Consider the following 21,896-nt stretch of genomic DNA (forward strand, 5'->3'; position numbering starts at 1 on the left):
AAGAGGAAGTAGGCGTTCAGTTTTGCGACACCGGGCGGTAGCAGTGTCTCGACCGGATTGTGAAGCTGGTTACCCCCTCCCTGTACTCAGATTCAGTCAGAGGAGGGATCCAACTCCACAACCCGGGAGTCCGCGTGAATCACGCCTTCGTGGCAGGCACCGCCACCACAGCATTCGGTCGCCATCCTGACAAGACCCTCATCGACCTCGCCGTCGAGGCGGGGGAGATGGCCATTTCAGATTCCGGCCTGGAGAGGTCCGAGATCGATGCCGTGTACTTCGGCAATTTCCTGGGCCGCGGCATCGACGGCCAGGGCGTCATCGCATCCGTGGTCGCGCGCAGGCTTGGGCTCGGCAATGTCGCCACCACCAACGTGGAGGGGGCATGCGGATCCGCCGGCATCGCGCTGCGCCACGGCGTTCTCTCCGTCGCCGCCGGCGCGGCCACAGCGGCTCTCTGCATCGGCGCCGAGCACATGACGCGTCCGGGAACCGAAGCCATCACGAAGCTGCTGACCGAAGCGGGGGAAATGTCCACCGACGGTGCGGCGGGCCTGACATTCCCAGGGTTCTTCGGCCTGGTCGCCAATGCCCACGCCGCCCGGTACGGTTCCAGGCGCGAGCATTTGGCAGCCGTCATCATGCAGAACCGCGCCAGCGCTATCACGAATCCGAACGCGATGTTCCGTGAAGCGGTGAGCGCTGATCAGATCGCCTCCGGGAAGCTCATCGCGGATCCCCTTCGCCTCCTCGACTGCTCACCCATCAGCGACGGTGCCGCCGCGGCGGTCGTCACCGACCTCGCCCACACAACCGGCTCGCGGGACGGCGCAGTGCGTGTGCTGGCGTGCGAGCAGACGTCCGGGCCGGTGGGTATCCGCCACATGGAAACGCTCACCAGCTTCCCGGCGACCGTCGCGGCTGCTCAGCGCGCCTACAAGAGTGCCAGCGTGGGTCCTCGGGATGTCGACGTCGTGGAACTGCACGACTGCTTCTCCATCACCGAAGTCGTCAATGTCGGCGACCTGGGCTTCTTCCCTCACGGCGAAGCGCATCTCGCCATTGCCGAAGGGCTCACCACGAGCAGCGGCCCGGGTGTCGTTGTGAATCCCAGCGGTGGGCTCCTCGGGCGCGGCCACCCGGTAGGAGCGACCGGTCTCGCCCAAGTGCACGAGGTGGTCGCCCAACTCCGCGGCACCGCGGCCAACCAGGTTCCCGGCGCGCGCGTCGGCATGGCACACAACCTCGGTGGCGCCGGTGCCACCGCCACCGTCACCATCCTTGGAGCAGCGTGATGCCGACCCTCGAGTCGTACACCGTCATCCGCGTCGGCGTTCCCGATGCCCCCTACGTCGTCGGCGTCATACGGGACGGCGCCCGGCTCATCACCGCCCGGCTCGACGCTCCAGCCGACGTCCCGGTGACCGTCGGAGCGCCCGTCACGCCCCTGGGTAAGTACAGCCACTACACGCTGTACTCCGTAGCGGAAGCAGACCAGTGAGGAGCCTCGACCTCGGTGGTCCGCGCAGACCGGAGCCGCACACCGACCTGGAGCCACGCCCTGACGAATGGGTCCTGGGGTCCGTCCTACGCAGCCAGGCAGCCGCACGCCCCGACGCCATCTTCCTTACCGACGAGACCGGCCGGACGCTCACCTACGCCGAGACCCTGGCTAGCGCGGAGCGTGTCGCCGTCGGACTCCGAGCGAGAGGCGTTCGTCAGGGTGACCGGGTGCTTCTGCTGATGGAGAACTCGGCGGAGTTCGTCCTTACCTGGTTCGCGGCCAACCTCCTCGGGGCGGTGGAAGTGCCGGTGAATACCGCCAATCGAGGGCATTCCCTGGCCCACCCGGTCAACCTTTCCCGCGCCAAGGTCGCCGTGGTCGACGCGGCACTGATCACACGACTCGAAGAGGTGGCCGACGATCTCACGTCCTTGAGGACGGTCATCGTGCACGGTCAGTTCTCCGCACCCACCCGGTGGGCGAGCAGCGCCTTCGATCATCTCGCGGCCTTGCCGCGGCTGCACGAGGTCGTGTCCGTCACCCACCGAGATCTGGCTTCCATTATCTACACGTCCGGCACGACCGGACCTGCCAAGGGCGTCCTTGCCCCCCACGGTCTGGCGTACCTCCTCGGTCGCCAGGTCACGGATCGGCTCGCCCTGACCAGCGACGACACCTACTACGTGTGTCTGCCGCTGTTCCACAGCAACGCCCAGTGGGCGCAGGTGTACGCCGCACTCATCGCAGGCGCCCGGGTGTACCTCGCCAAACGCTTCAGCGCGTCGGGCTGGCTCAACGACATCCGGACCAGCGGGGCGACCGTTTCCAGCCTCCTCGGGGTCATGACGGAGTTCCTCGACGCCCAGCCCATCCGGGACAGCGACACCGATCACTGCCTGCGGCGGGTCCTGGCTATTCCGCTGCCTTCGAGGCTCGCGCGGACCTTCCCTCAGCGCTTCGGTTTCGAGTGCGTGGAGGCATACGGGATGACGGAGATATCCCTGGTGCTCTTCCGCCCCGACGGCGACCCCGCTCGCCCCGGAAGTTCCGGGAAGCCGTACGGCAACATGTTCGACCTCGCCCTCCTCGACCCGGACACCGACCAGCCGGTGGACCCCGGGACAGTCGGTGAAATCGCCATCCGGCCGCGCCACGCGTGGACGATCGCCACCGGCTACGACGGCATGCCGGAAGCGACCGCCGAAACGTTCCGCAACCTGTGGTTCCACACCGGTGACGCGGCGTGGATGGATGACGAGGGTTACTACTACTTCGTCGACCGCATCCGAGACCGTATCCGTCGCCGAGGCGAGAACGTCAGCTCGTTCGAGATCGAGAGGGCTGTGGGCTCCCACCCCGCCGTCATCGAGAGTGCTGCCGTTGGCGTGCCGGCCGACGAAGGCGAAGACGACATCAAGGTAGTCGTGGTCACCAGCAGGCGTGTCACTCCGGAAGAAGTTGTCGATCACTGCCGGATCCACCTGCCGTACTTCGCCGTGCCGCGGTACATCGAGTTCGCCTCGGAGCTGCCCAAGACGCCGAGTGGGAAGACCATCAAGGCAGAAATCCGCAAGCGCGGCGTCACCGGCACCGAATGGGACCGCGTCGCGGCAGGGATCCACATCGGACGAGAGTCGTGAACCCCGAGCAGGCGGTGTCGGTTCTGCGGGGGAGCGGCGTCCTGATCTCAGGTGGTGCCTCCGGCCTGGGCGCCGAGGTCGCGGATCTGGTGGTCAGCCATGGGGGACACGTCACGATTCTGGACGTGACTTCGGACGGGGGCCCCACCACCGAGGCCCAGCACGTCAAAGGAGACGTCCGCGACTTCGAAACGTGCCTGTCGGCCGCCAAGATGGCCGCACAAGCACCCCACGGACTCCGTCTCGTGGTCGCCTGCGCCGGCATCGTGGGACCCGAACGTCTCCTGCCCCGGACCGGTGAGGCAGAGCCTTCGGACTCATTCGCCCGTGTCCTGGAGATCAATCTGCTCGGCACCCTCAACCTCCTTCGCGCGGGCGCCGCCGTCATGGCGGGCAACGAGCCCGATCTCGACGGCCAGCGCGGCGTCTGTGTCCTCACCAGCTCGGTCGCGGCGACCGAGGGCCAGGTGGGACAGGTCGCCTACTCGGCGTCCAAAGCCGGCGTCGCCGGCATGACACTGGCCGCAGCCCGGGACCTCGCCGACCGGGGCATCCGCGTGGTCAGCATCGCCCCAGGTGTCTTCGCAACCCCCATGTACAACGAGCAGGTGTCGGGGAAGGCGAAGGCAGCCATCGAGAACCAGCTCCTCTTTCCCAAGCGCCCCGGGAACCCCGGGGAGTTCGCGTCCATGGTCGCCTACGCGGCGACCAACAAGATGCTCAACGGAGAGACCATCCGACTCGACGGCGGCATCAGGATGCGCGCCCGCTGAGTCATGAGCTCGGGCTGCCAGACAAATATTACTGAGCCGCCAGAAAGAGTAACGGTCGACAATCGGCCAGTCCCTCGTCCCAGTGCACCTCTATACCCCTTGGGGGAGAAATGTCTAAACATTCCGTCAGTAATTCCCGCAGTGGGCGGTCCGGCTTCAAGGTTTCGCTGTTCGGCGTACTCTTCTTGGCGGTCTACCTCGGCGCGTTGCTCCCCCCGGTGTACACCTGGATGAGCCAGCGGCACGGAATTGTTCTGTCGCTTCCCCTGTCGGTCTGGTACATGTTCGGCGTCTGCATCTTCGCGACCGCAGTCTGTGCGGGCCTGTATTGGTACGAACACTCCAGAAAGGAACTCGACTGATGGCAATCACTTTCTCGATCCTCGGGGTCTTCTTCGCGGTCATCATTGCGGTCCTCCATGTGTCGCGGAAGAAGCACGACCAGTCGACGTTCACGGCCTACGCGGTCGGCGACCGGTCCTTCAGCAGCTGGTTCGTCGCCATGGCCTACACGAACTCTTGGTGGCCGGGCGCGATCTGGACGGTGTTCGTCGGCTTGGGGGTCGCGGCCGGGGTCCTGGCGCTCTACGCCCTGGTGTACTCCGTCCTCGGGGTGATCGCGATGTATCTGATCGCCCGCCCGGTCTGGAAATGGGGCAAGCGCTTCGACCTGCGTACCCAATCCGATCTGCTCGCTCTTCGCTACAACGGCGTCGGCGTCAAGGGCATATCGAGCTCCGTGAGCGTACTAGCCCTCTTTCCGCTGCTCGTCCTGGGCCTCCAGGCGATGGGCGAACTGATCCGCTGGGCTTCCTTGGGACGCCTTTCGCTGACCACGTCCCTCGCCATCGGTGTCGCCGTCATCGCGGTGCGCCAGATCTGGACCGTGCAGATGGGAATGCGCGGCCTGGTCATCACCGACATGGTCCAGGGAATTGTGGCCTATCTCGGCTCGGCACTGCTCTGCATCGGGCTGCTGGTGTTCTACTTCCACGGCTTCGGCGGAATCAGACGGCTGCCCTCAGCAGATCTCACACTCCCCGGACTCTCGTCCCCAGCAGGCGGCTGGTACTACTTCAGCATCGTGGCCTCGGGGATGATTGGCAGCCTGTGCTGGCCCATGATCTTCGTCCGCATCTACACGGCAGGCAGTGTGCGGGAGGTCAAGAAGGGCGCCCTTCAGACCATGGTCATCGGAATGGTCTTCTACGGCTTGCTCATCCTCGTCGCCATGGCCGCCATTCCCTTCAAGAACCTCGTCGCCGACCCGAACTCGGCATGGTTCGCGATCAGCCAGGACGCGGGCGGGACCTGGCTCCTGGCATGCGCACTCCTCATCGTCTTCGCCGCCACGATGGGGTTCGTCGACGGCGTGATCCAGTCCATGGGCACACAGGTAGCCAACGACATCGTCGGCGCCCAGATCCCGCTGAGGGAGAAGCAGGAGATCATCCTCGCCAAGTTCTCCATGATGGTCTTCGTGATCCTCGGAGTCATCGTCGCCTTCGAGTCCTACAACTGGCCGAATCTGGTCAACCTCGCGCAGTTGGCGTATCACGTCATCATCCAGCTGGCCGTCCCGATTTTCCTCGGCCTGGTGTGGCGGCGCGGCAACAAGATCGCCGCCATCGCCGGCATGCTGACCGGTCTCGCCGTCGCCGTCGGTCTGGCAATCCCCTACTTCAACGCCGCCGGCAACCTCCCATGGCTCGGAGGGATCGGCTCCGGCCTGGTCGGGCTCGCCGCGAACCTCGTGGTCTACCTCGCCTGCAGCTACCTCTTCCCCGTTCACGCTGAAGAACGGGATCGCGTGAACGAACTGTTCACCCACGCCCGGGCAGGGACCGTCACACCACAGCGCGACGCTATCGGTGCCGAGGTGCCCCTCGGAAGGCTCGACACCCCCGCCATGGACTGACCCCCCACATTGCAGCGCCCAGCCTGTCTCGCGACCCGCGATCCGGTCAGCTGGCTGAACGGCGAACAATCCGTTCGCTGGTTCGCCGCATTGACCCGATCCATCGTGCGGCAGGTTGTGGCGTGGACTGCGAACGCTTGATCAGTCGCCGTGTCGTCTTCCCGCGATGGCGTGAACGTCGCCTGACCCCTGCCGCTCGGTGCCACGCTTGCGAGCCGTGAGGAGCTGATGCGCGAGGACACGGCTGCTTGTCCACCCCCGGTGACGCCGGGGTCGCTTCTGCTCGAGGTCTCCGCGGCGACGATCAGTGATCGGATCTCTAGACATTCCGGATGTCCACATCGTGACAGTAGTCTAGATTTACGAAGAAGGTGCCAGTCACTCGTTCGATCACCCGGTGATCAGTCGGCCCCTGTGTCGAGTCCGTCAGACGCGGGGCAGGGGCGGCAGTGGCTGGTACCCGTGAGCGCGGTCGGAGTCCCAGGATGATCCACAACGCTGTCTCGAGGTTTGTCGTACCCGTGGAGCCGACAGGGTCGGGGCAATCGGCGTCACCGCCGGTGGACCTCCCATCTACAGCCAGTGCTGTGGTGGACTCGCATGGTGTGGTCGTGGGCTGGACCCCTAGTGCGGAGCAGCTTCTCGGATACCGCGACGACGAGGTGCTCGGGCGGCAGGCCACGACGCTGCTCATGCCCGGGCACGGCCTGGATGCGGGGGAGGTACGTGAATCGTTGCGTGCTGATCGCGTCGTCGGGGTGCGGCACCGGGACGGGCATCGGGTGGACGTAGGAATGAGGGTCTGCCCGCTGTCCGGGCCGGACGCTGCTCTGTGGCTCGTGTCCGCCATCGATCTGACGAATGTTCCCTGGTGGGGCGTGAGCCAGTCGGTCCTGGAGCGCTTCCTCAACCGCTCGCCGTTCGGCATGGCGGTCATGGGAACCGACCTCAGGTACATCTGGTTCAACTCCACGCTGGAGCGGATGGCGGGGGTGCCCAGAGAGGTGCGTCTCGGGAGCAGGATGAGTGAGGTGCTGCCACGGCTTCCTAGTCCGGAGCTGGAGGCCCAGATGCAGCGGGTCCTGGAGACCGGGCAGGCGGTATTTGACGTGGAGTACCAGGGCTATACGCCGGCAGACCCTGACCGGATCCATGCCTGGTCCACGTCGTTCTTCCGCGTCGATGACGACGAGGGCCGTGTGCTGGGCGTCGGTTACATGGGTGTCGACGTCACCGATCGCTGGCGGGCGCGAGAACGCCTGGCGCTGCTGACCGAGTCCGGCGGCCGCATCGGCACCACATTGGACATCGTCCGCACAGCACACGAACTGGCGTCAGTCGCCGTTCCCAGCCTGGCCGACTTCGCGGCCGTCGACCTTCTTGACCCCGTGCTCGCCGGAGACGAGCCCGGCTTGCCGTCGTCCTACCGTGACCCGCCGCTGCGCAGAGTGGCACAGCAATCGGTGCACTCGGGGTGCCCGGAGGCGGTTGTCGCGATTGGCGAGCCGTCCCGGTACGGTCGCTCGTCACCGATTATCCGAGCGCTGGTTCAAGGGCGTGCCCTCCTCGAAGTGAACATCGGCCCTGAAACGCAGGGTTGGCCCGCGGAGGATCTGGTCCGCGCGGATTCGATCCGGGAATTCGATCTGGGCTCGTTGATGGTCGTGCCCATCAAGGCCCGCGGTGTTTGCCTCGGAGCAGCCGTGTTCCTCCGACGTCGAGCAAACGGGCCGTTCGAGGAGGACGATCTGCGCCTGGCCGAGGAGTTCGTCTCGCGCGCCGCGGTCTGCCTGGACAACGCTCGCCGCTACACCCGCGAACGCAACGCCGCGCTGACGCTTCAGCGCAGCCTGCTGCCGGAAGTGCTGCCGGCGACTACGGCGATGGATGTCGCATCTCGCTATCTACCCGCTGACGCCAGAGACGGCATCGGGGGTGACTGGTTCGACGTTATCGAATTGTCCGGTGCCCGAGTCGCCCTGGTCGTCGGTGACGTGGTCGGCCATGGGATCAACGCAGCCGCCACGATGGGACGGCTGCGTGCCGCCGTTCACACGCTGGCCAACATGGACCTGCCCCCTGACGAGTTGCTGGCGCACCTCGACGACCTGGTCATCCGCCTCATCGGAGAGGATCCCTCGGACGGAGGGTCGACCACCACATCCGTCGTCGGCGCCACCTGCCTGTACGCCGTGTACGACCCGGTCAACGGACGGTGTGTGGCAGCCCGCGCAGGACATCTACCGCCAGTGATCGTCACGTCTGAGGGGCGGGCCTCGTTTCCGGAGTTGCCCGCCGGACCTCCGCTTGGGCTCGGGACATTGCCGTTCGAGTCTGGTGAGTTCGAACTCGCCGAGGGCAGTCTTCTGGCGCTTTTCACCGATGGACTTGTGGAATCACGAAGCAGGGACGTGGAGTCGGGTCTCAACCAGCTCGCCGAGGTGCTGAGCCATCCGAAGCTTTCGCTGGAGGAGGTCTGCGACAGCGTGCTGAGCGAGATGCACTGCGAGCCGCAGACCGACGATCTCGCCCTGATCGTCGCCCGCGCTCACACTCTGGGGTCGGAGCAGGTGGCGACCTGGGATCTGGCCGCCGATCCTGCTGGGGTCCGTGATGTGCGCTCACGCGCCGCTGAGACGCTCGAAGCCTGGGGCCTGACGGAACTCACCGACACCACCCAGCTCGTCGTCTCCGAACTGGTGACCAACGCCATTCGATACGCGGTCGGCCCGATCCGCCTCCGGCTGATCCGACATGCCACGCTGATTTGCGAGATCGCCGACGGAAGCAGCACCGCACCGCGCCTGCGCCATGCCCGCGTGACCGACGAGGGCGGCCGCGGGCTCTTCCTCGTCGCGCAGATGGCTCACCGCTGGGGCACTCGCTACACCACGGAGGGCAAGATCATCTGGGCTGAGCAGTCGCTGCCCCAGGAGCCGTCGGGGCGCTCGGGCGAATAAGTGGCCGCCCGAGGACCGGGCCACCCTGACCGACTCATCGCCGGTTGAACAGCTGTCCCGCCAGTCAAGGGGCGGGCCAGGCGAGTGGAGCTCAAAGACTGGCGTCGGGGAACGCGATCACCGAGAGGAACCGGATGGGTGTCTCGACGAGCTCGACAGGTCCGTGAGCTCCTTCACCGTCGAACTGTAGCGAGTCGCCCGGATGCAGCCGATAGACGGCGCGGCTGTGCCCGTAGTCCATGACCCCCTCGAGTAGATAGATGAACTCTGTGCCAGCGTGCTGGAAGAGGGGGTAGACCTCGCTCGATCGGGTGAGGGTCACCAGGAGGGACTCAAGGCGCTTGTGTTCGCCCCTCAGAGTGCCGAGTAGTTCGTAGCTGTGGCCGACTTGGGTACCGTTTCGCACGATGGCCGTACCGCTGCCCGCCTTGACGAAGGACGCCTGCCGCTCGGTGTCGGCGCCACGGAAGAGGGATGTCACCGGCACGTCGAAAGCTGCTGCCACGCGAGCCAAAGTGCTGAGACTGCATGACGTCTGGGCATTCTCGATCTTGGAGAGCATGGCCTTCGAGATGCCGATCCGCGCCGCCATCTCGCCCACGGACGCGCCATGATGTTGCCGCAACCGGCGGACGTTGCGAGCAATCGTCTCCTCTAGTGCAAGTTCATCGACTGCTTCACTGACACGGCGGTCCCGCGCTGTCCCGGAGATGTTGCGGAGTAGCGACTGGTCGTCTCCCATGCGTTGACCTTAGCCCCCCTCCGCCTCGGACTTCCTCGACCGAGAGGACGTGCATTGGCATCGGGTGCGGCGGAGTCGTGACGTGGCGAACGGCAACGTCGATCAGATCCTGCGAATCCGGAGTGCGCGATACCCAGACGTGACGGCTCCGAGACGGAGCCGTAACATCTGTTGTGTCTACTCACAGGAGACGCTGATTCACTTCAGTGAACGAGATGGGAGTCATCATGGCCGACACCTTGGATCTTGCCGCTCTCTGTGAAGCCAGCGGCACGAGGTTCCTCCTGGCGCTCTTTGTCGACCTCAACGGCAAGCCGTGTGCCAAGCTTGTGCCCGTCGAGGCCGTCGAGGCACTCGCGACGGAGGGCGTCGGCTTTGCCGGGTATGCCGCCGGCGCGATCGGGCAGGAGCCCAAGGATCCCGATCTGATGGCGATCCCGGATGTCGCTTCCTTCACGCCCATCCCGTTCGTCAAGGTTGGCTTGGCGATCGTCCACTGTGATCCCCATGTGGAGGGCAGGCCGTGGCCTTTTGCCCCTCGTGTGATCCTCAAGGAAGTCGTCGCCAGGGCAATCGCCGCCGGTTTCGCGCCTGAGGCCGGCGCCGAGGTGGAGTACTTCCTCCTCAAGCGCGACGCCGGCGGTGTACTGGTCCCGGCGGACAGCGACGATGTCGCGGCCCAGCCGTGTTATGACGCGCGCGGCGTCACCCGCATGTATGACCACCTGACTTCGATCAGCAATGCGATGAACCAACTCGGTTGGGGCAACTACGCCAACGACCACGAGGACGCCAACGGTCAGTTCGAGCAGAACTTCCGGTACGCCGATGCCTTGACGACGGCCGATCGCGTCGTCACCCTCCGCTATCTACTCAGCGTGCTCGCCCGGCAGCGGGGCATGATCGCGACGTTCATGCCCAAGCCGTTCGCCGACCGAACCGGCTCTGGCCTCCACCTCCACCTTTCCCTGCGTGACACCGCGACCGACGCCTCGATTTTCCCGGCGAGCAGCGAGGGCGATGAGGACGCGGTCGGCCTGGGACTGTCGAAGACGGCTTACTCCTTCGTCGCCGGCATTCTGGGGCATGCGACCGCGCTGCAGGCTGTCATCGCGCCGACGGTCAACTCCTACAAGCGGACCGGTGCGGGCGCCTCAAGTACGAGCGGCGCGACCTGGGCTCCCAAGCTGCCTACGTACGGCGGCAACGACCGTACCCACTACGTGCGCATCCCGGACAACCGGCGCATCGAACTGCGCGGTGGCGACGGCTCGGCCAACCCCTATCTCGCGATCGCCGCGGCTGTGGACGCCGGCCTCGACGGCATCGCCAGTGGCCTCTCGCTCGGCGAGGTCGGCACCGGTCCCGGTACCCCCTTCCCGCTGACGCTGCTGCACGCCGTGGAGGCATTCGAGGCCGACGACGTCGTCAGGGGAACCCTCGACGTCGCCGGCCCCGGGGTCGCCGAATATTTCGCGCGCCTGAAAAAGAACGAGTTCTTCGCCTACCACGCGGCAGTTTCCGACTGGGAGCACGAACGCTATCTCACCGCTTTCTGAGCCCACAATGCCCGCGAAGGAGAGTCACATGTGTGGAATCGTCGGGTTGCACCTGCGCAACCCCGAGCTCCACTCCCAGCTCGGTGAGCTTCTCACCCAGATGCTGTGCGAGATGGAGGACCGCGGCGCGGACTCGGCCGGGATCGCTGTCTACGGCAACGAAGAGTGGTCGCCGCACGGCAGGGGTTCGGTCTCGCTGATCGACCTCGACGTGGCCGCCGACACGGTCGCGGCGGCGCTCTGCGCCGAAATCGGCGCCGAGGTGACGGCCACCACTGTCGGCAACGTCGTGCTCGCCAGCACCGATGTCGCCTCGGAGGTGCTGTTGTCTGCCGCGAGGCAGATCTATCCCGGTGTCCTCATCGGTGGTTTCGGCGAGGACCTCGCTGTCCTGAAGGGGGTTGGCGCCCCCCAGGCGCTGGCCGAGAGCTGGGGCCTTGCGGAGGCACGGGGCTGGCAAGGTGTGGGCCATACCCGGATGGCGACCGAGTCTGCGGTCACGTCGTCGGGCGCGCATCCCTATGCCGTGGGCCCGGGCGAGTGCCTGGTACACAACGGCTCCTTCTCCAACCACGCTTCGGTCCGCCGCCACCTACGGGCCGTCGGCGTCGAGTTCGACTCCGAAAACGACACCGAGGTCGGCGCGCGCTTCGTCGCGCACCTGCTCGCGGGGGGCAAGGGCATCGACGAGGCGCTCACCGACCTGACCAAGACCTTCGACGGCTTCTACACCCTGCTGGTCTCCAACCGCGACAGCTTCGCGGTCGTCCGCGACGCCATCGCCTGCAAACCGGCCGTCATCGCCGAGACCGACGACTGGGTGGCCATGGCGTCGGAGTACCGGGCCCTCGCCCACCTGCCAGGCGTCGGCAACGCCCGGATCTGGGAGCCCCAGCCCGAGGTCGTCTATCACTGGAACCGTCAGGAGATGTCGGCATGAGCTCCACCCACGCCGCCGCGCCCACATTCGACCTGGGCCTCACCCCTCTCCGGGAGGTGAACGAGGCGCTCCACGCCGTCGGCCTCAAAGGCGAGTGCGTTCTCCAGAACCCCCGCGGCGCCCACAACGTCGCCGTCGGCCTCGACGCGCCGGTCAAGGTCACCGTCAACGGCCACCTCGGCTACTACGCCGCCGGCATGAACAAGCAAGCCGAGGTCACCATCAACGGCAATGCCGGTCAGGGTGTGGCCGAGAACATGATGAGCGGCACCGTCCACGTCACGGGCTCGGCCTCGCAGTCGGCCGGTGCCACAGGACGCGGCGGTCTGCTGATCATCGACGGCGGCGCTGGAGCCCGCTGCGGCATATCGATGAAGGGGATCGACATCGTCGTGGGGGGCACCGTCGGGCACATGAGCGCCTTCATGGCGCAGAAGGGGCGCCTGGTGGTCCGCGGAGACGCAGGTGACGCACTCGGTGACTCGATCTACGAGGCACGCATCTATCTGCGCGGCACCGCCAAATCGCTCGGGGCCGACTGCGTGGAGAAGGAGATGCGACCCGAACACCTGGAGGAACTGGCGAGCCTGCTCAAGTCCGCCGGCTACCAGGACGACGATCCGGCGTCGTACAAACGCTACGGGTCGGCCCGCAATCTTTACCACTTCACCCACGAGAACGACTACTGAGGCAGGATCAGATGACTCTCACTGCCGATGACCGAGCCCGGCTGGGTCTGCGCGAGTCCGCGGTATTCGACCGGGCTGCCATCGCCGAAATCCAGCGTGCCGCCGAGACCGGCATCTACGACATCCGCGGGTGGGGCGCAAAACGTGCCCTGCCCCACTTCGACGACCTGCTCTTCCTGGGCGCGTCGATGTCGCGCTACCCGCTCGAGGGCTACCGCGAGAGTTGCGGCACCGACGTAGCCCTTGGCACGCGCAACGCCAAGTACCCTGTCCGCCTCGACATCCCGGTGACGATTGCCGGCATGAGTTTTGGCGCCCTGGGCGCCAACGCCAAGGAGGCCCTGGGCCGCGGCGCTTCGGCTACCGGCACCTCCACCACTACCGGCGACGGCGGCATGACCCCGGAGGAACGCAGCCACTCCAAGACGCTGGTCTACCAGTACCTGCCGAACCGCTACGGCATGAACCCGGACGACCTGCGGCGCGCCGACGCCGTCGAGATCGTCCTCGGCCAGGGCGCCAAGCCGGGCGGCGGCGGAATGCTGCTGGGCCAGAAGGTCTCCGAGCGCGTCGCCGGCATGCGAGACCTGCCCGTAGGTATCGACCAGCGCTCGGCCTCTCGCCACCCTGACTGGACCGGCCCGGACGACCTCACCATCAAGATCAACGAGATCCGCGAGATCACCGACTGGGAGAAGCCGATCTACGTCAAGGTCGGTGCCTCGCGCACCTATTATGACGTCAAGCTCGCCGTGCACGCCGGCGCGGACGTCGTGGTGGTTGACGGCATGCAGGGCGGCACCGCTGCCACCCAGGTCGTCTTCATCGAGCACGTAGGTATCCCGACCCTCGCCGCCATCCCCCAGGCGGTGCAGGCGCTGCAGGAGCTAGGCGCCCATAAGAAGCCGGACGGCGTCCAGCTCATCGTTTCCGGCGGTATCCGCTCCGGCGCTGATGTCGCCAAGGCGCTGGCCCTGGGTGCCGACGCCGTCGCCATCGGCACCGCCGCACTTATCGCGCTGGGCGACAACGACCCGAAGTACGCCGCCGAGTACGAGGAGCTCGGCTCGGCAGCCGGCTTCTACGATCAGTTTCAGGCGGGCCAGGACCCCGCGGGCATCACCACACAGGACCCCCGGCTGCAGCAGCGGCTCGACCCGGTCGAGGGCGGTCGCCGGGTCGCCAACTACCTGCGGGTGCTCACCATGGAGGCCCAGACGATCGCCCGAGCCTGCGGCAAGGCGCACGTCACACACCTTGAGCAGGAGGACATGGTTGCCGTATCCATCGAGGCCGCAGCCATGGCGCGCGTCCCGCTCGCTGGTACCTCCTGGATCCCGGGAATGGGGCTGTGATGGCGCGGAAAGCAGTGGTCGTCGGAGGCGGTCTGATCGGCCTCTCCATCGCCCGGGCGCTGACTCAGCGAGGACTCACCGACGTGCTCGTCCTTGAGCGGCACCAGCTCGCTGGTGGCGGCACCGGCAAGTCCAGCGGTATCGTGCGCGCGCACTACGGCGTGCCATCGATCGCCGCCATGGCGTGGCGGAGCATGCCGGTCTTCGAGCAGCTTGGTGACCAGGTCGGATTCCGTCAGGTGGGCTACACGGTCATCGTCGGCGAAGAGAACGTGGAGCCGCTGAAGGCGAACACCGCGGTGCACCGGAGCCTCGGCATCGACGTCGACCTGATCGACAGCGATCAACTGGCCCGGCTGTGGCCCATGATGGAGGTCGGCGACGTGGCGCTGGCGTCGTACGAACCGCGAGGCGGCTTCGCGGACGCCACCCAGCTCGCCCTGCACTTCGGGCAGATGGCGCGCGAGCAGGGCGCCCGCATTCGGCAGAACACCCCGGTCGCCCGGATTCGCACCGAAGGCGACAAGGTGACGGGCGTCGAGCTCGAGGGCGGCGAGGTGGTCGCAGCCGATGTGGTCATCGTCGCCTCGGGCTGGTGGTCGGCGAAGCTGCTCTCGGGCCTCGGGATCGACTTTCCGATCGAGGCATACCGCTCCGAGCTCCTCATCGTCGACGCCGGGGAACCGCTGCCGAACCTCCCGGTCGTCTCCGACCTGGTGAGCCTTCAGTACTGCCGCCTGGAAGGAGCGGGCCAGTTCCTCGTCGGCAACAGCGACCACGCAGACTTCCAGAAGAAGTTCGTCGACCCCGACAACTATTCCAACATCGCTAGCGAAGCCAGTGTCGAAAAGTACGCCGAGAAGGTGATGCACCGCTTCCCGGGCTTCCCCAACCCGTCGGTCACGCACACGTACGCCGGCGTGTACGACGTCCCGCCGGACTGGAACCCCGTGATCGCCCCGGTCGGGGGTGTCGACGGTCTGATCCTGTGCGCTGGCTTCGCGGGGCACGGCTTCAAGATCAGCCCGGCTGTCGGCACCTTGGTCGCCGACCTGGTGTTCGAGGGTGACAGCACCGACCCCGACATCCCCGCCACGGACTTCCGACTCGAGCGGTTCGCCGAGGGAAGGCCGCTCACGAGCCCGCACCCGTACATCGGCGCCGGCGAGATGCGCTGAGGTGACCATGCTCGATCTTTCCCGGGTTGCCCCGCCCCTCTGGCGCGATGGTGCCGGAGCAACCCGGGAACTCGCGGCAGCCACAGACGCTCACGGCGAGATGCTGTGGCGTATCAGCGTGGCCGACCTCGAACACGACGAGCCCTTCACGGCCCTTTTCCTAGGTTCGATCGTCTCCTCGTCACTCTCCCTCCCCTGCGCCTGACGGTCGACGGGCGGCAACAGCGGCTCGCGGCCCGCGACCAGGTGCGGTTCGCCGGGGAGGCGCAGGTCGCGGTTGCTCCCGCGCGCCCACTCGGGCACTCAACGTGATGACGCGGCGTGGCGTCTGCCGGGCAGAGGGGACCCTCCGCCAACGGCCGTCCCGGCTTCCGGGCTGACGCCACCGTACGGCTGGACCAGATGGCCGCCGACATACGAATCCTCAAGGAACCCGATGACTGACACCGTTTCCTCCCTGCTTGCCGAGATCGCCGATGTCGGCACCGATCTCAGGCGGGGTGGCTATACCCGGCCGGTCTACTCCGGCGCCGAACTCGACTTGCGCTGGTGGTTCTGCGCCCACGCGCAGAAACGCGGTCTCGACGTCGAGACTGACCGCAACGGCATCATCTGGGCCTGGCACGGCGGCGTCGGCGACGACGCCATCGTGACCGGCAGCCACCTCGACTCCGTCCCCGGCGGCGGCGCGTACGACGGCCCGCTAGGCATCGCCTCAGCACTGGTCGCCTTCGACCATCTGCAGGCCCGGGGCGTCAGCGGGCGGCGCGCGATCGCAGTCTTCCCCGAGGAGGAGGGCTCCCGCTTCGGTGTGGCCTGCCTCGGATCACGACTCCTGACCGGCGCGATTAACCCGCGCCAAGCCTGTGCGTTGACCGACAACGACGGCGTAACGTTCGCCGAAGCGACCCGTCGCACCGGCCTCAACCCCGGACACCTCGGCACCGACCTCGAGACGCTGGCGCGCATCGCCACGTTCGTCGAACTGCATGTCGAGCAGGGGCGCGCACTGGCCGACATGGACAGGCCGGTAGCGGTCGCCTCCTCGATCCTCGGCCACGGACGCTGGCGAATCGCCATCTCCGGCGAGGGCAACCACGCCGGGACCACCCTCATGGCCGACCGGTGCGACCCCATGGTGGCCGCGGCGCGGCTGGTGACCGAAGTGCAGCGCCTCACTCGCGGCATCTCCGACGCCCGAGGCACCGTCGGCCGGCTCGTGCCCGTGCCCGGTGGCACCAATGTCATCGCCGCCCGCGTCGACCTCTGGCTGGACGTACGCCATCCCGACGACGTCACCACCCGACATCTCGTCGACGAGATCGGGCGGGCCGCGCGTAAGCTCGCCGCACAAGAGGGCTGCACCGCGGAGATGGCAGAGGAGTCCTTCACCCCCACCGTCGACTTCGACCCGCGCCTGCGCGACCGTATTGCCGGAGTGCTCGACGCGGCGCCGCTGCTGGGCACCGGCGCGGGCCATGACGCAGGCGTCCTCAAGGACCATGTGCCGACCGCAATGATCTTCGTACGGAACCCCACCGGCGTCTCCCACGCACCGCAGGAGGAAGTGGAGGAGGCTGACGCAGAGACCGGCGCTGCGGCGCTCGCCGGCACCCTGGAGATGCTTCTCCACCGATGATGGCAGCCAGTTCCGCTCGCTCCTCACCGGCGATCGACCTCACCGAGGAGCTCGGCCTTAGCCTCGATCCACCGAGGTGCCCTGAAGGTGATCTCTTGATCGTTTTGTGAGCTGGTTTCGGTCGGTGGTCGTGGATGGGCAGGTTGTTTCTGCTGGTCTGCCCAGCTTTTCCACGGATTCGGTTGCGGTCGGGCCCTGGCGGGCGGGGTGGTCAGGGGGTCAGGCCGGTGCGGGTGGGTCGTGGACGGTGTCGAAGAAGTGTGTCCATGCTTGCTGCCAGGGCCAGTTGTGTGGCAAGTGCAGGGTGATGCGTCGTGCGGATCGCGCGATCCGGGCCGGGACGTGGACCAGGTGGCTGCGGAGGGTGGCGGTGGTGGCCCTGGTATGGAAGGGCGAGGTCAGGGCGCCCGCTGCCCACAGCAGGTTGTAGGTCATCGCCCACAGGGTCAGCCAGGCCGCGTTGGCGTGGAAGTGCCCGGAGGGCAGGTGGGCCAGGGCGCCGGCTTTGCTGTCCGCGATGACCTGCTCGGTGACCGCGTGGTGCCGGTGTTCCCGCTCGGCCTGCAGGGTTGCGGCGGGCTGGTCGGTGAAGAAGGGGTGGTAGCGCCAGACGGGAAACAACTCTCCCTGCTCGCCCATGATGGCGGGTCTGGCCAGGTCACGGACCCGGCGCACGATCACAGCCGGGTCGTGCCCCGCTCGCTCGTTCTGCGGCTTGCGAAGGCGGTGTATTGGGGTATCTCGGCGACTTCGGCGTCCGAGATGAGAACACCGGTTTCGGGATCGGGCACCGCGGTCGGGTAACTGATGTGCTGCCATGCCTGGTCGGGAATGCTGTGGCCGGCCCGTTTGATGGAGGGGTTCATGCCGGTGGTGATGGAGAAGTGGGCTCCGGCCCGGTGGCAGGCGGCGATCACAGCGGCGTTGTAGAACTGCGAGTCCGCTCGCAGGATCCGGGTACTGGTGCAGCCCGCCTCGACAGCGGTGGCCAGCGCCTCACTGACGAACTTCGGGGCGCCGCGGGAATCGGCTGCCTTCCCGCGGCGCATCCGCACGGTGGCGATCACCGGGCGGGAGTGCGGGGTGCAGACCATGGCGAGAAGGGGGTGCAGGGTGCGGATGCCCTTGAACCGGCCGTACTCGGCGCCCTGCTTGGCCCGGCCGTAAACGCGTTTGTGGGTGGAGTCGACATCGATGAACGCCTTCTGACCGCAAACGGACAGCAAGGGGGTGTGCGCGGCCAGCGCGGCCAGGAACACGCGGTGCACGGCATGGAGTTGAAGCGCATGGCCGTGGGTGAACGCACGCACGAACGTGCCCAGCGTGGAGGGGGCGCGAATCCCGCCGAACAGGGCCGGTACCGCACCGTGCCGCAGGACGTCCAGGTCGTCGATGCTGTCCGCACCCGCGACCATCCCGGCCACGATGCCGGTGACCTCGGCATCCGCCGCAGCCCCCGCACTGTTCTTCGCTCCGGTCAGCTTCACCTTCGCAGCCACCAGGTCCGACAGGCCACACCGCTCGGCCAGCCGCACCACCGGGACCAGCCCGGCATACGCGATCAGATTCGGGTCGTCGAACACAGCGGAGACCGCTGCCGGAGCGTAGGAAACTTGCAACTACGAGGTGCCTTGCTGAGCGTGCTGGAAGCGTCAGACCTCCCATCATCGCAGGTCAGCAGGCGCGTCTTCGTTTCAAGAAGAGTCATCCACAGACATCGAATCGGTGGAGCGAGCCTAAGGCGTCGCGCGTTTCCTCGACGCGGACGACGACCCCGGAACCAGGAGTGTCGGCGGGGGTGCGCGCGAGCATTCTGCCAGCGTGTCGGCGGGCGGCGAAGAGAAAAGCCTCATGAGGCGGGCTGCAGGGCACACCCTCGACCAACCAGCCGAGGGCGCGCCCATGGTGTCATTTCCAGGCTCAGCCCTTGCGTTTGTTGATCTCGGCGGTGAGGGCAGGGAGGACGGAGTGCAGGTCGCCCACGACGCCGAAGTCGACGAGATCGAAGATAGGGGCCTCCTCGTCCTCGTTCACAGCCACGATAGTCTTCGAGGTCTGCATGCCCGCGCGGTGCTGGATCGCACCAGAGATGCCGTTCGCGACGTACAACTGCGGGCTGACGGTCTTGCCTGTCTGGCCGACCTGGAGGGCGTGCGATGTCCAGCCCGAATCGACGGCGGCACGCGAGGCACCGACCGCAGCCCCCAGAGCGTCGGCGAGTTCCTCGATCGGGGCGAAGTCACCACCGGTGCCGCGTCCGCCGGAGACGACGATCGCGGCCTCGGTCAGTTCGGGGCGGCCCGAGGTCGTGCGCGGCTGGCCGGTCATGATCTGGGTGGACTTGGCGGTGTCGGAGATGGTGACCGCGAACGGGGTGAGCGTGCCGGCGCCCGAAGCCTCCTCCGGTGCGACGGAGTTCGGCTTGATGGTAATGATCGGGATGCCCTGGGTGACCCTCGCCTTGACGGTGTAGGTGCCAGCGAACACCGACTGGGTGGTGACGGGGCCCTCTTGGACGTCGACGGCGTCAGTGATCAGGCCGGAGCCGAGCTTGATCGCCAGGCGGCCGGCGATCTCCTTGTTCTCCGCCGAGGACGGCAGCAGGATCGCAACCGGGTTGGTGGCGACGGCGAGCTGCTGCAGCGCCTCGGCCTTCGGCGCCACGAGGTAGCCCGCGATCTCCGTGCCATCGATGGAGTAGACCTTGCCCGCACCGTACGCCTTGACCGCCTCGGCGGCGGTGGCGGCCTGCTCGGCGTCGCCGATGACGACGGCGCAGGGCTCTCCGAGTCGCCTGGCGATGGTCAGCAGCTCGAAGGTCGGCTTCCTGACGGCGCCGTTGACATGGTCGATGAGAACCAGAACCTCAGTCATTGTCGTAACTCTCCCGGCCTCAGATGAACTTCTTCGACGCGAGGAAGTCCGCCAGCGCCTTGGCGCCCCGGGCCTCCTCGTCCTTGACGATCTCACCCGCGGTCCGTGGCGGGTTGGCGTCGGCGGCCTCCACGGTGGTCCCCGCCGCCGAGAGACCGACCCGATCGGCGTCCACGCCGAGGTCGGCGAGGGTGAGGGTCTCCAGCGGCTTCTTCTTGGCCGCCACGATGCCCTTGAAGGACGGGTACCGGGCCTCGCCCGATTGGTCGGTCACCGAGAGGACGAGCGGCATGGGAGCGGCGATGACCTCGGTCGCCACGTCGCCGTCACGCTTGATGCGGACCTCGTCGCCCTGGATCTCGACGACCGAGGCGAGAGTGACCTGCGGCAGGCCGAGGCGTTCGGCCACCATCGCCGGGATTACGCTCATGCCGCCGTCGGTGGAGGCCATGCCGCACATGACCAGGTGGGGTACCGCGCCACCGTTGGCCCTCTTGACTGCTTCAGCCAGAACCAACGAGGTGGCGACTGCGTCCGAACCGGCGATCGCGTCGTCGCATACCAGGACGGCTTTGTCCGCGCCCATCTGCAGCGCCTTGCGGAGGGCGGCTTCCGCGGCGCGGGGGCCGACTGTCAGGGCGGTGACCTCAACGGCGGCGCCCAAGCGCTCCTCCTTGATCTGGAGTGCCTGTTCGACGGCGTACTCATCCAGCTCCGACAACAGACCGTCGACATTCACGCGATCGACGGTGAAGTCCGATTCGAACTGCCGGTCGACTGTGGCGTCCGGCACGTATTTCACAAGCAATGTGATCATCAATTGGGGTCCTAGGGGTGCGTTCGCTGCGGGACCTGGGGCGCCAGCTGAGGGCGACCAGCGCGTATGGGCCCCGGGGAGTGCTAAAGAGGGCCAAGGGCACGAGATGAGTACAGCCCCTCCACGGGTGTGTGTCTAATATCAATCAGGACGTGATTGTTCCGATTCTGGAGATAATTGCTTAGTGTGTGCCCATGGAGGTCCGTCAGCTACGGTGCGTTGTCGCCGTTGCCGAAGAGTTGCATTTCGGGCGTGCGGCTGAGCGTCTGCACATGTCCCAAGCGCCGCTCAGCGCTCAGATCAAGCGCATCGAGCGAGAGGTTGGCTTCGCCTTGTTCGAGCGGACGACACGGAGCGTGCGGCTGACGACGGTTGGCGCCGAGCTGTACCGCCGCGCCGTCGCCATCCTGGAGCAGGTCGATCAGGCGACGGCGGACCTGGAACGGGTCGCCGCAGGTCGGGCTGGGCGCCTCAGGGTTGGGTTCCCGAGCTCGGCCAGTTACTCGATCCTGCCGCACGCGGTGAGGCGTATCCGCGAGCAGGCGCCTGATCTCGAGATCGAACTTATCCCGCTCACGAGCGCGGAGCAGGTCGAGGGCCTTCATGAGGGAGCACTCGACATCGGCATCGTGAGGGGCGAAGCAGGAGCCTTCGACCTGCAGACGAAGCGCCTTTATGTGGAGGAGATCGTCGCCTGCCTGCCAGAGGACCACCCCTTGACCGCGAACGATCTCGTCAGCGCCGCGGACCTGTCACGCGAACCGATGATTTCCTTCCCCGCCAGAGACATGCCTGGCTTCGTCGCGGAGATCAGGCCCATCTTCGACGGCGTTCCGCTTCCGCGCGTGAGGACTCGGGTGGTCCATCAGGAAACCGCACTCGGATTTGTGGCCGCAGGTGTGGGGTTCACCCTGCTGCCGGAGTCGGTCTCTTCCTTCATGCCCTCGTCTGTCCGAGTGGTGCGGATCGAATCCCGTCCGACCACGGTGATGTACGTCGTGGAACCCCGAACCCTCAGTCCGGCTGGGCGGCTGTTTCGACAGACGCTCGTCGAGGCGGCTGCGGTTGTGTCCGCGCCGCTCTCACCCAGCAGCTCATGACCAACATGATCCCCCACCACGGGAACACCTCATGGCGCCCTTCCCGAGAGAGTTCTCCAGCAGCCACGTGATCACCGAGACGCCCGCGACACCGCGTGGACCGTGTTCACGACGACCCCGGCGGCCTGACGGCCGCCGGGGTCGTTTCCTCTCGTCCCGTCGACAATCCCAACGTCGCCTTGGTGCACATCTTCAGCGTCGCTCAACA

Annotated in this window: 18 protein-coding genes and 1 pseudogene; 15 read left to right on the forward strand and 4 right to left on the reverse strand. The window is 66.8% G+C overall.

Going from position 1 to position 21,896, the window contains the following annotated elements; all coding sequences use genetic code 11:
* Positions 1-134 precede the first annotated feature (134 nt).
* The 7 genes from AB0M29_RS40785 to AB0M29_RS40815 all read left to right on the forward strand — a co-directional run bounded on the left by AB0M29_RS40785 (position 135) and on the right by AB0M29_RS40815 (position 8,795).
* Complete coding sequence (locus AB0M29_RS40785) at positions 135-1,295, forward strand: hypothetical protein (protein WP_365391900.1); 1,161 nt, start codon at positions 135-137, stop codon at positions 1,293-1,295.
* Positions 1,295-1,501 carry an OB-fold domain-containing protein gene (locus tag AB0M29_RS40790; RefSeq protein ID WP_365391902.1) on the forward strand — a complete coding sequence of 69 codons (207 nt, stop codon included), beginning with the start codon at positions 1,295-1,297 and terminating at the stop codon, positions 1,499-1,501. Before AB0M29_RS40785 ends, AB0M29_RS40790 begins: the two co-directional genes overlap by 1 nt.
* Positions 1,498-3,144, forward strand: coding sequence for an AMP-binding protein (locus AB0M29_RS40795; RefSeq protein ID WP_365391904.1), 1,647 nt, complete (start codon positions 1,498-1,500; stop codon positions 3,142-3,144). The genes AB0M29_RS40790 and AB0M29_RS40795 overlap by 4 nt, the downstream gene beginning before the upstream one ends.
* Positions 3,141-3,917, forward strand: coding sequence for an SDR family NAD(P)-dependent oxidoreductase (locus AB0M29_RS40800; RefSeq protein ID WP_365391906.1), 777 nt, complete (start codon positions 3,141-3,143; stop codon positions 3,915-3,917). The genes AB0M29_RS40795 and AB0M29_RS40800 overlap by 4 nt, the downstream gene beginning before the upstream one ends.
* 110 nt (positions 3,918-4,027) lie before the next feature.
* Positions 4,028-4,279: a hypothetical protein gene (locus AB0M29_RS40805; RefSeq protein ID WP_365391908.1), complete on the forward strand. Its 252-nt coding sequence runs from the start codon at positions 4,028-4,030 to the stop codon at positions 4,277-4,279.
* On the forward strand, positions 4,279-5,835 hold the full coding sequence (locus tag AB0M29_RS40810; protein WP_365391910.1) for a sodium:solute symporter family protein: 1,557 nt from the start codon (positions 4,279-4,281) through the stop codon (positions 5,833-5,835). The genes AB0M29_RS40805 and AB0M29_RS40810 overlap by 1 nt, the downstream gene beginning before the upstream one ends.
* A gap of 590 nt (positions 5,836-6,425) precedes the next feature.
* Positions 6,426-8,795 (forward strand): SpoIIE family protein phosphatase, encoded by a 2,370-nt coding sequence (locus AB0M29_RS40815; RefSeq protein WP_365391929.1) that lies wholly within the window; start codon positions 6,426-6,428, stop codon positions 8,793-8,795.
* A gap of 91 nt (positions 8,796-8,886) precedes the next feature.
* Here AB0M29_RS40815 and AB0M29_RS40820 read toward each other — a convergent pair whose 3' ends face one another.
* Positions 8,887-9,537, reverse strand: coding sequence for an XRE family transcriptional regulator (locus AB0M29_RS40820; RefSeq protein ID WP_365391912.1), 651 nt, complete (start codon positions 9,535-9,537; stop codon positions 8,887-8,889).
* A gap of 227 nt (positions 9,538-9,764) precedes the next feature.
* Between AB0M29_RS40820 and glnT the strand changes: the two genes are divergently transcribed.
* The 7 genes from glnT to AB0M29_RS40855 all read left to right on the forward strand — a co-directional run bounded on the left by glnT (position 9,765) and on the right by AB0M29_RS40855 (position 16,897).
* Positions 9,765-11,096, forward strand: coding sequence for a type III glutamate--ammonia ligase (gene glnT, locus AB0M29_RS40825; RefSeq protein ID WP_365391914.1), 1,332 nt, complete (start codon positions 9,765-9,767; stop codon positions 11,094-11,096).
* Positions 11,097-11,124: 28 nt separating this feature from the next.
* Entirely contained in the window at positions 11,125-12,036 is a 912-nt protein-coding gene (locus AB0M29_RS40830) for a glutamine amidotransferase (protein ID WP_365391916.1), read from the forward strand.
* On the forward strand, positions 12,033-12,725 hold the full coding sequence (locus AB0M29_RS40835) for a glutamate synthase (protein WP_365391918.1): 693 nt from the start codon (positions 12,033-12,035) through the stop codon (positions 12,723-12,725). The genes AB0M29_RS40830 and AB0M29_RS40835 overlap by 4 nt, the downstream gene beginning before the upstream one ends.
* A gap of 11 nt (positions 12,726-12,736) precedes the next feature.
* Positions 12,737-14,080 carry an FMN-binding glutamate synthase family protein gene (locus AB0M29_RS40840; RefSeq protein ID WP_365391919.1) on the forward strand — a complete coding sequence of 448 codons (1,344 nt, stop codon included), beginning with the start codon at positions 12,737-12,739 and terminating at the stop codon, positions 14,078-14,080.
* On the forward strand, positions 14,080-15,258 hold the full coding sequence (locus AB0M29_RS40845; protein WP_365391921.1) for an FAD-dependent oxidoreductase: 1,179 nt from the start codon (positions 14,080-14,082) through the stop codon (positions 15,256-15,258). Before AB0M29_RS40840 ends, AB0M29_RS40845 begins: the two co-directional genes overlap by 1 nt.
* Before the next feature lie 7 nt (positions 15,259-15,265).
* Positions 15,266-15,463 (forward strand): HutD family protein, encoded by a 198-nt coding sequence (locus AB0M29_RS40850; protein WP_365391931.1) that lies wholly within the window; start codon positions 15,266-15,268, stop codon positions 15,461-15,463.
* Between the two features lie 231 nt (positions 15,464-15,694).
* Positions 15,695-16,897, forward strand: a complete 1,203-nt coding sequence (locus AB0M29_RS40855) for an allantoate amidohydrolase (RefSeq protein ID WP_365391923.1) — start codon at positions 15,695-15,697, stop codon at positions 16,895-16,897.
* Between the two features lie 219 nt (positions 16,898-17,116).
* Here AB0M29_RS40855 and AB0M29_RS40860 read toward each other — a convergent pair.
* The 3 genes and pseudogenes from AB0M29_RS40860 to AB0M29_RS40870 form a co-directional block, all read right to left on the reverse strand.
* A pseudogene (locus tag AB0M29_RS40860) lies at positions 17,117-18,516 on the reverse strand (IS1380 family transposase).
* 301 nt (positions 18,517-18,817) lie between these two features.
* The gene (locus AB0M29_RS40865; protein ID WP_365391925.1) at positions 18,818-19,771 is read right to left on the reverse strand and encodes an electron transfer flavoprotein subunit alpha/FixB family protein; all 954 of its coding nucleotides are present in this window, start codon (positions 19,769-19,771) and stop codon (positions 18,818-18,820) included.
* 19 nt (positions 19,772-19,790) lie between these two features.
* Positions 19,791-20,573: an electron transfer flavoprotein subunit beta/FixA family protein gene (locus tag AB0M29_RS40870; RefSeq protein ID WP_365391933.1), complete on the reverse strand. Its 783-nt coding sequence runs from the start codon at positions 20,571-20,573 to the stop codon at positions 19,791-19,793.
* A gap of 209 nt (positions 20,574-20,782) precedes the next feature.
* Here AB0M29_RS40870 and AB0M29_RS40875 point away from each other — a divergent pair, with 209 nt between their 5' ends.
* Positions 20,783-21,688, forward strand: coding sequence for a LysR substrate-binding domain-containing protein (locus AB0M29_RS40875; protein WP_365391927.1), 906 nt, complete (start codon positions 20,783-20,785; stop codon positions 21,686-21,688).
* Positions 21,689-21,896: the final 208 nt, after the last annotated feature.

This window comes from Streptomyces sp. NPDC051976 (assembly GCF_040680795.1).
Classification (GTDB): Bacteria; Actinomycetota; Actinomycetes; order Streptomycetales; family Streptomycetaceae; genus Actinacidiphila.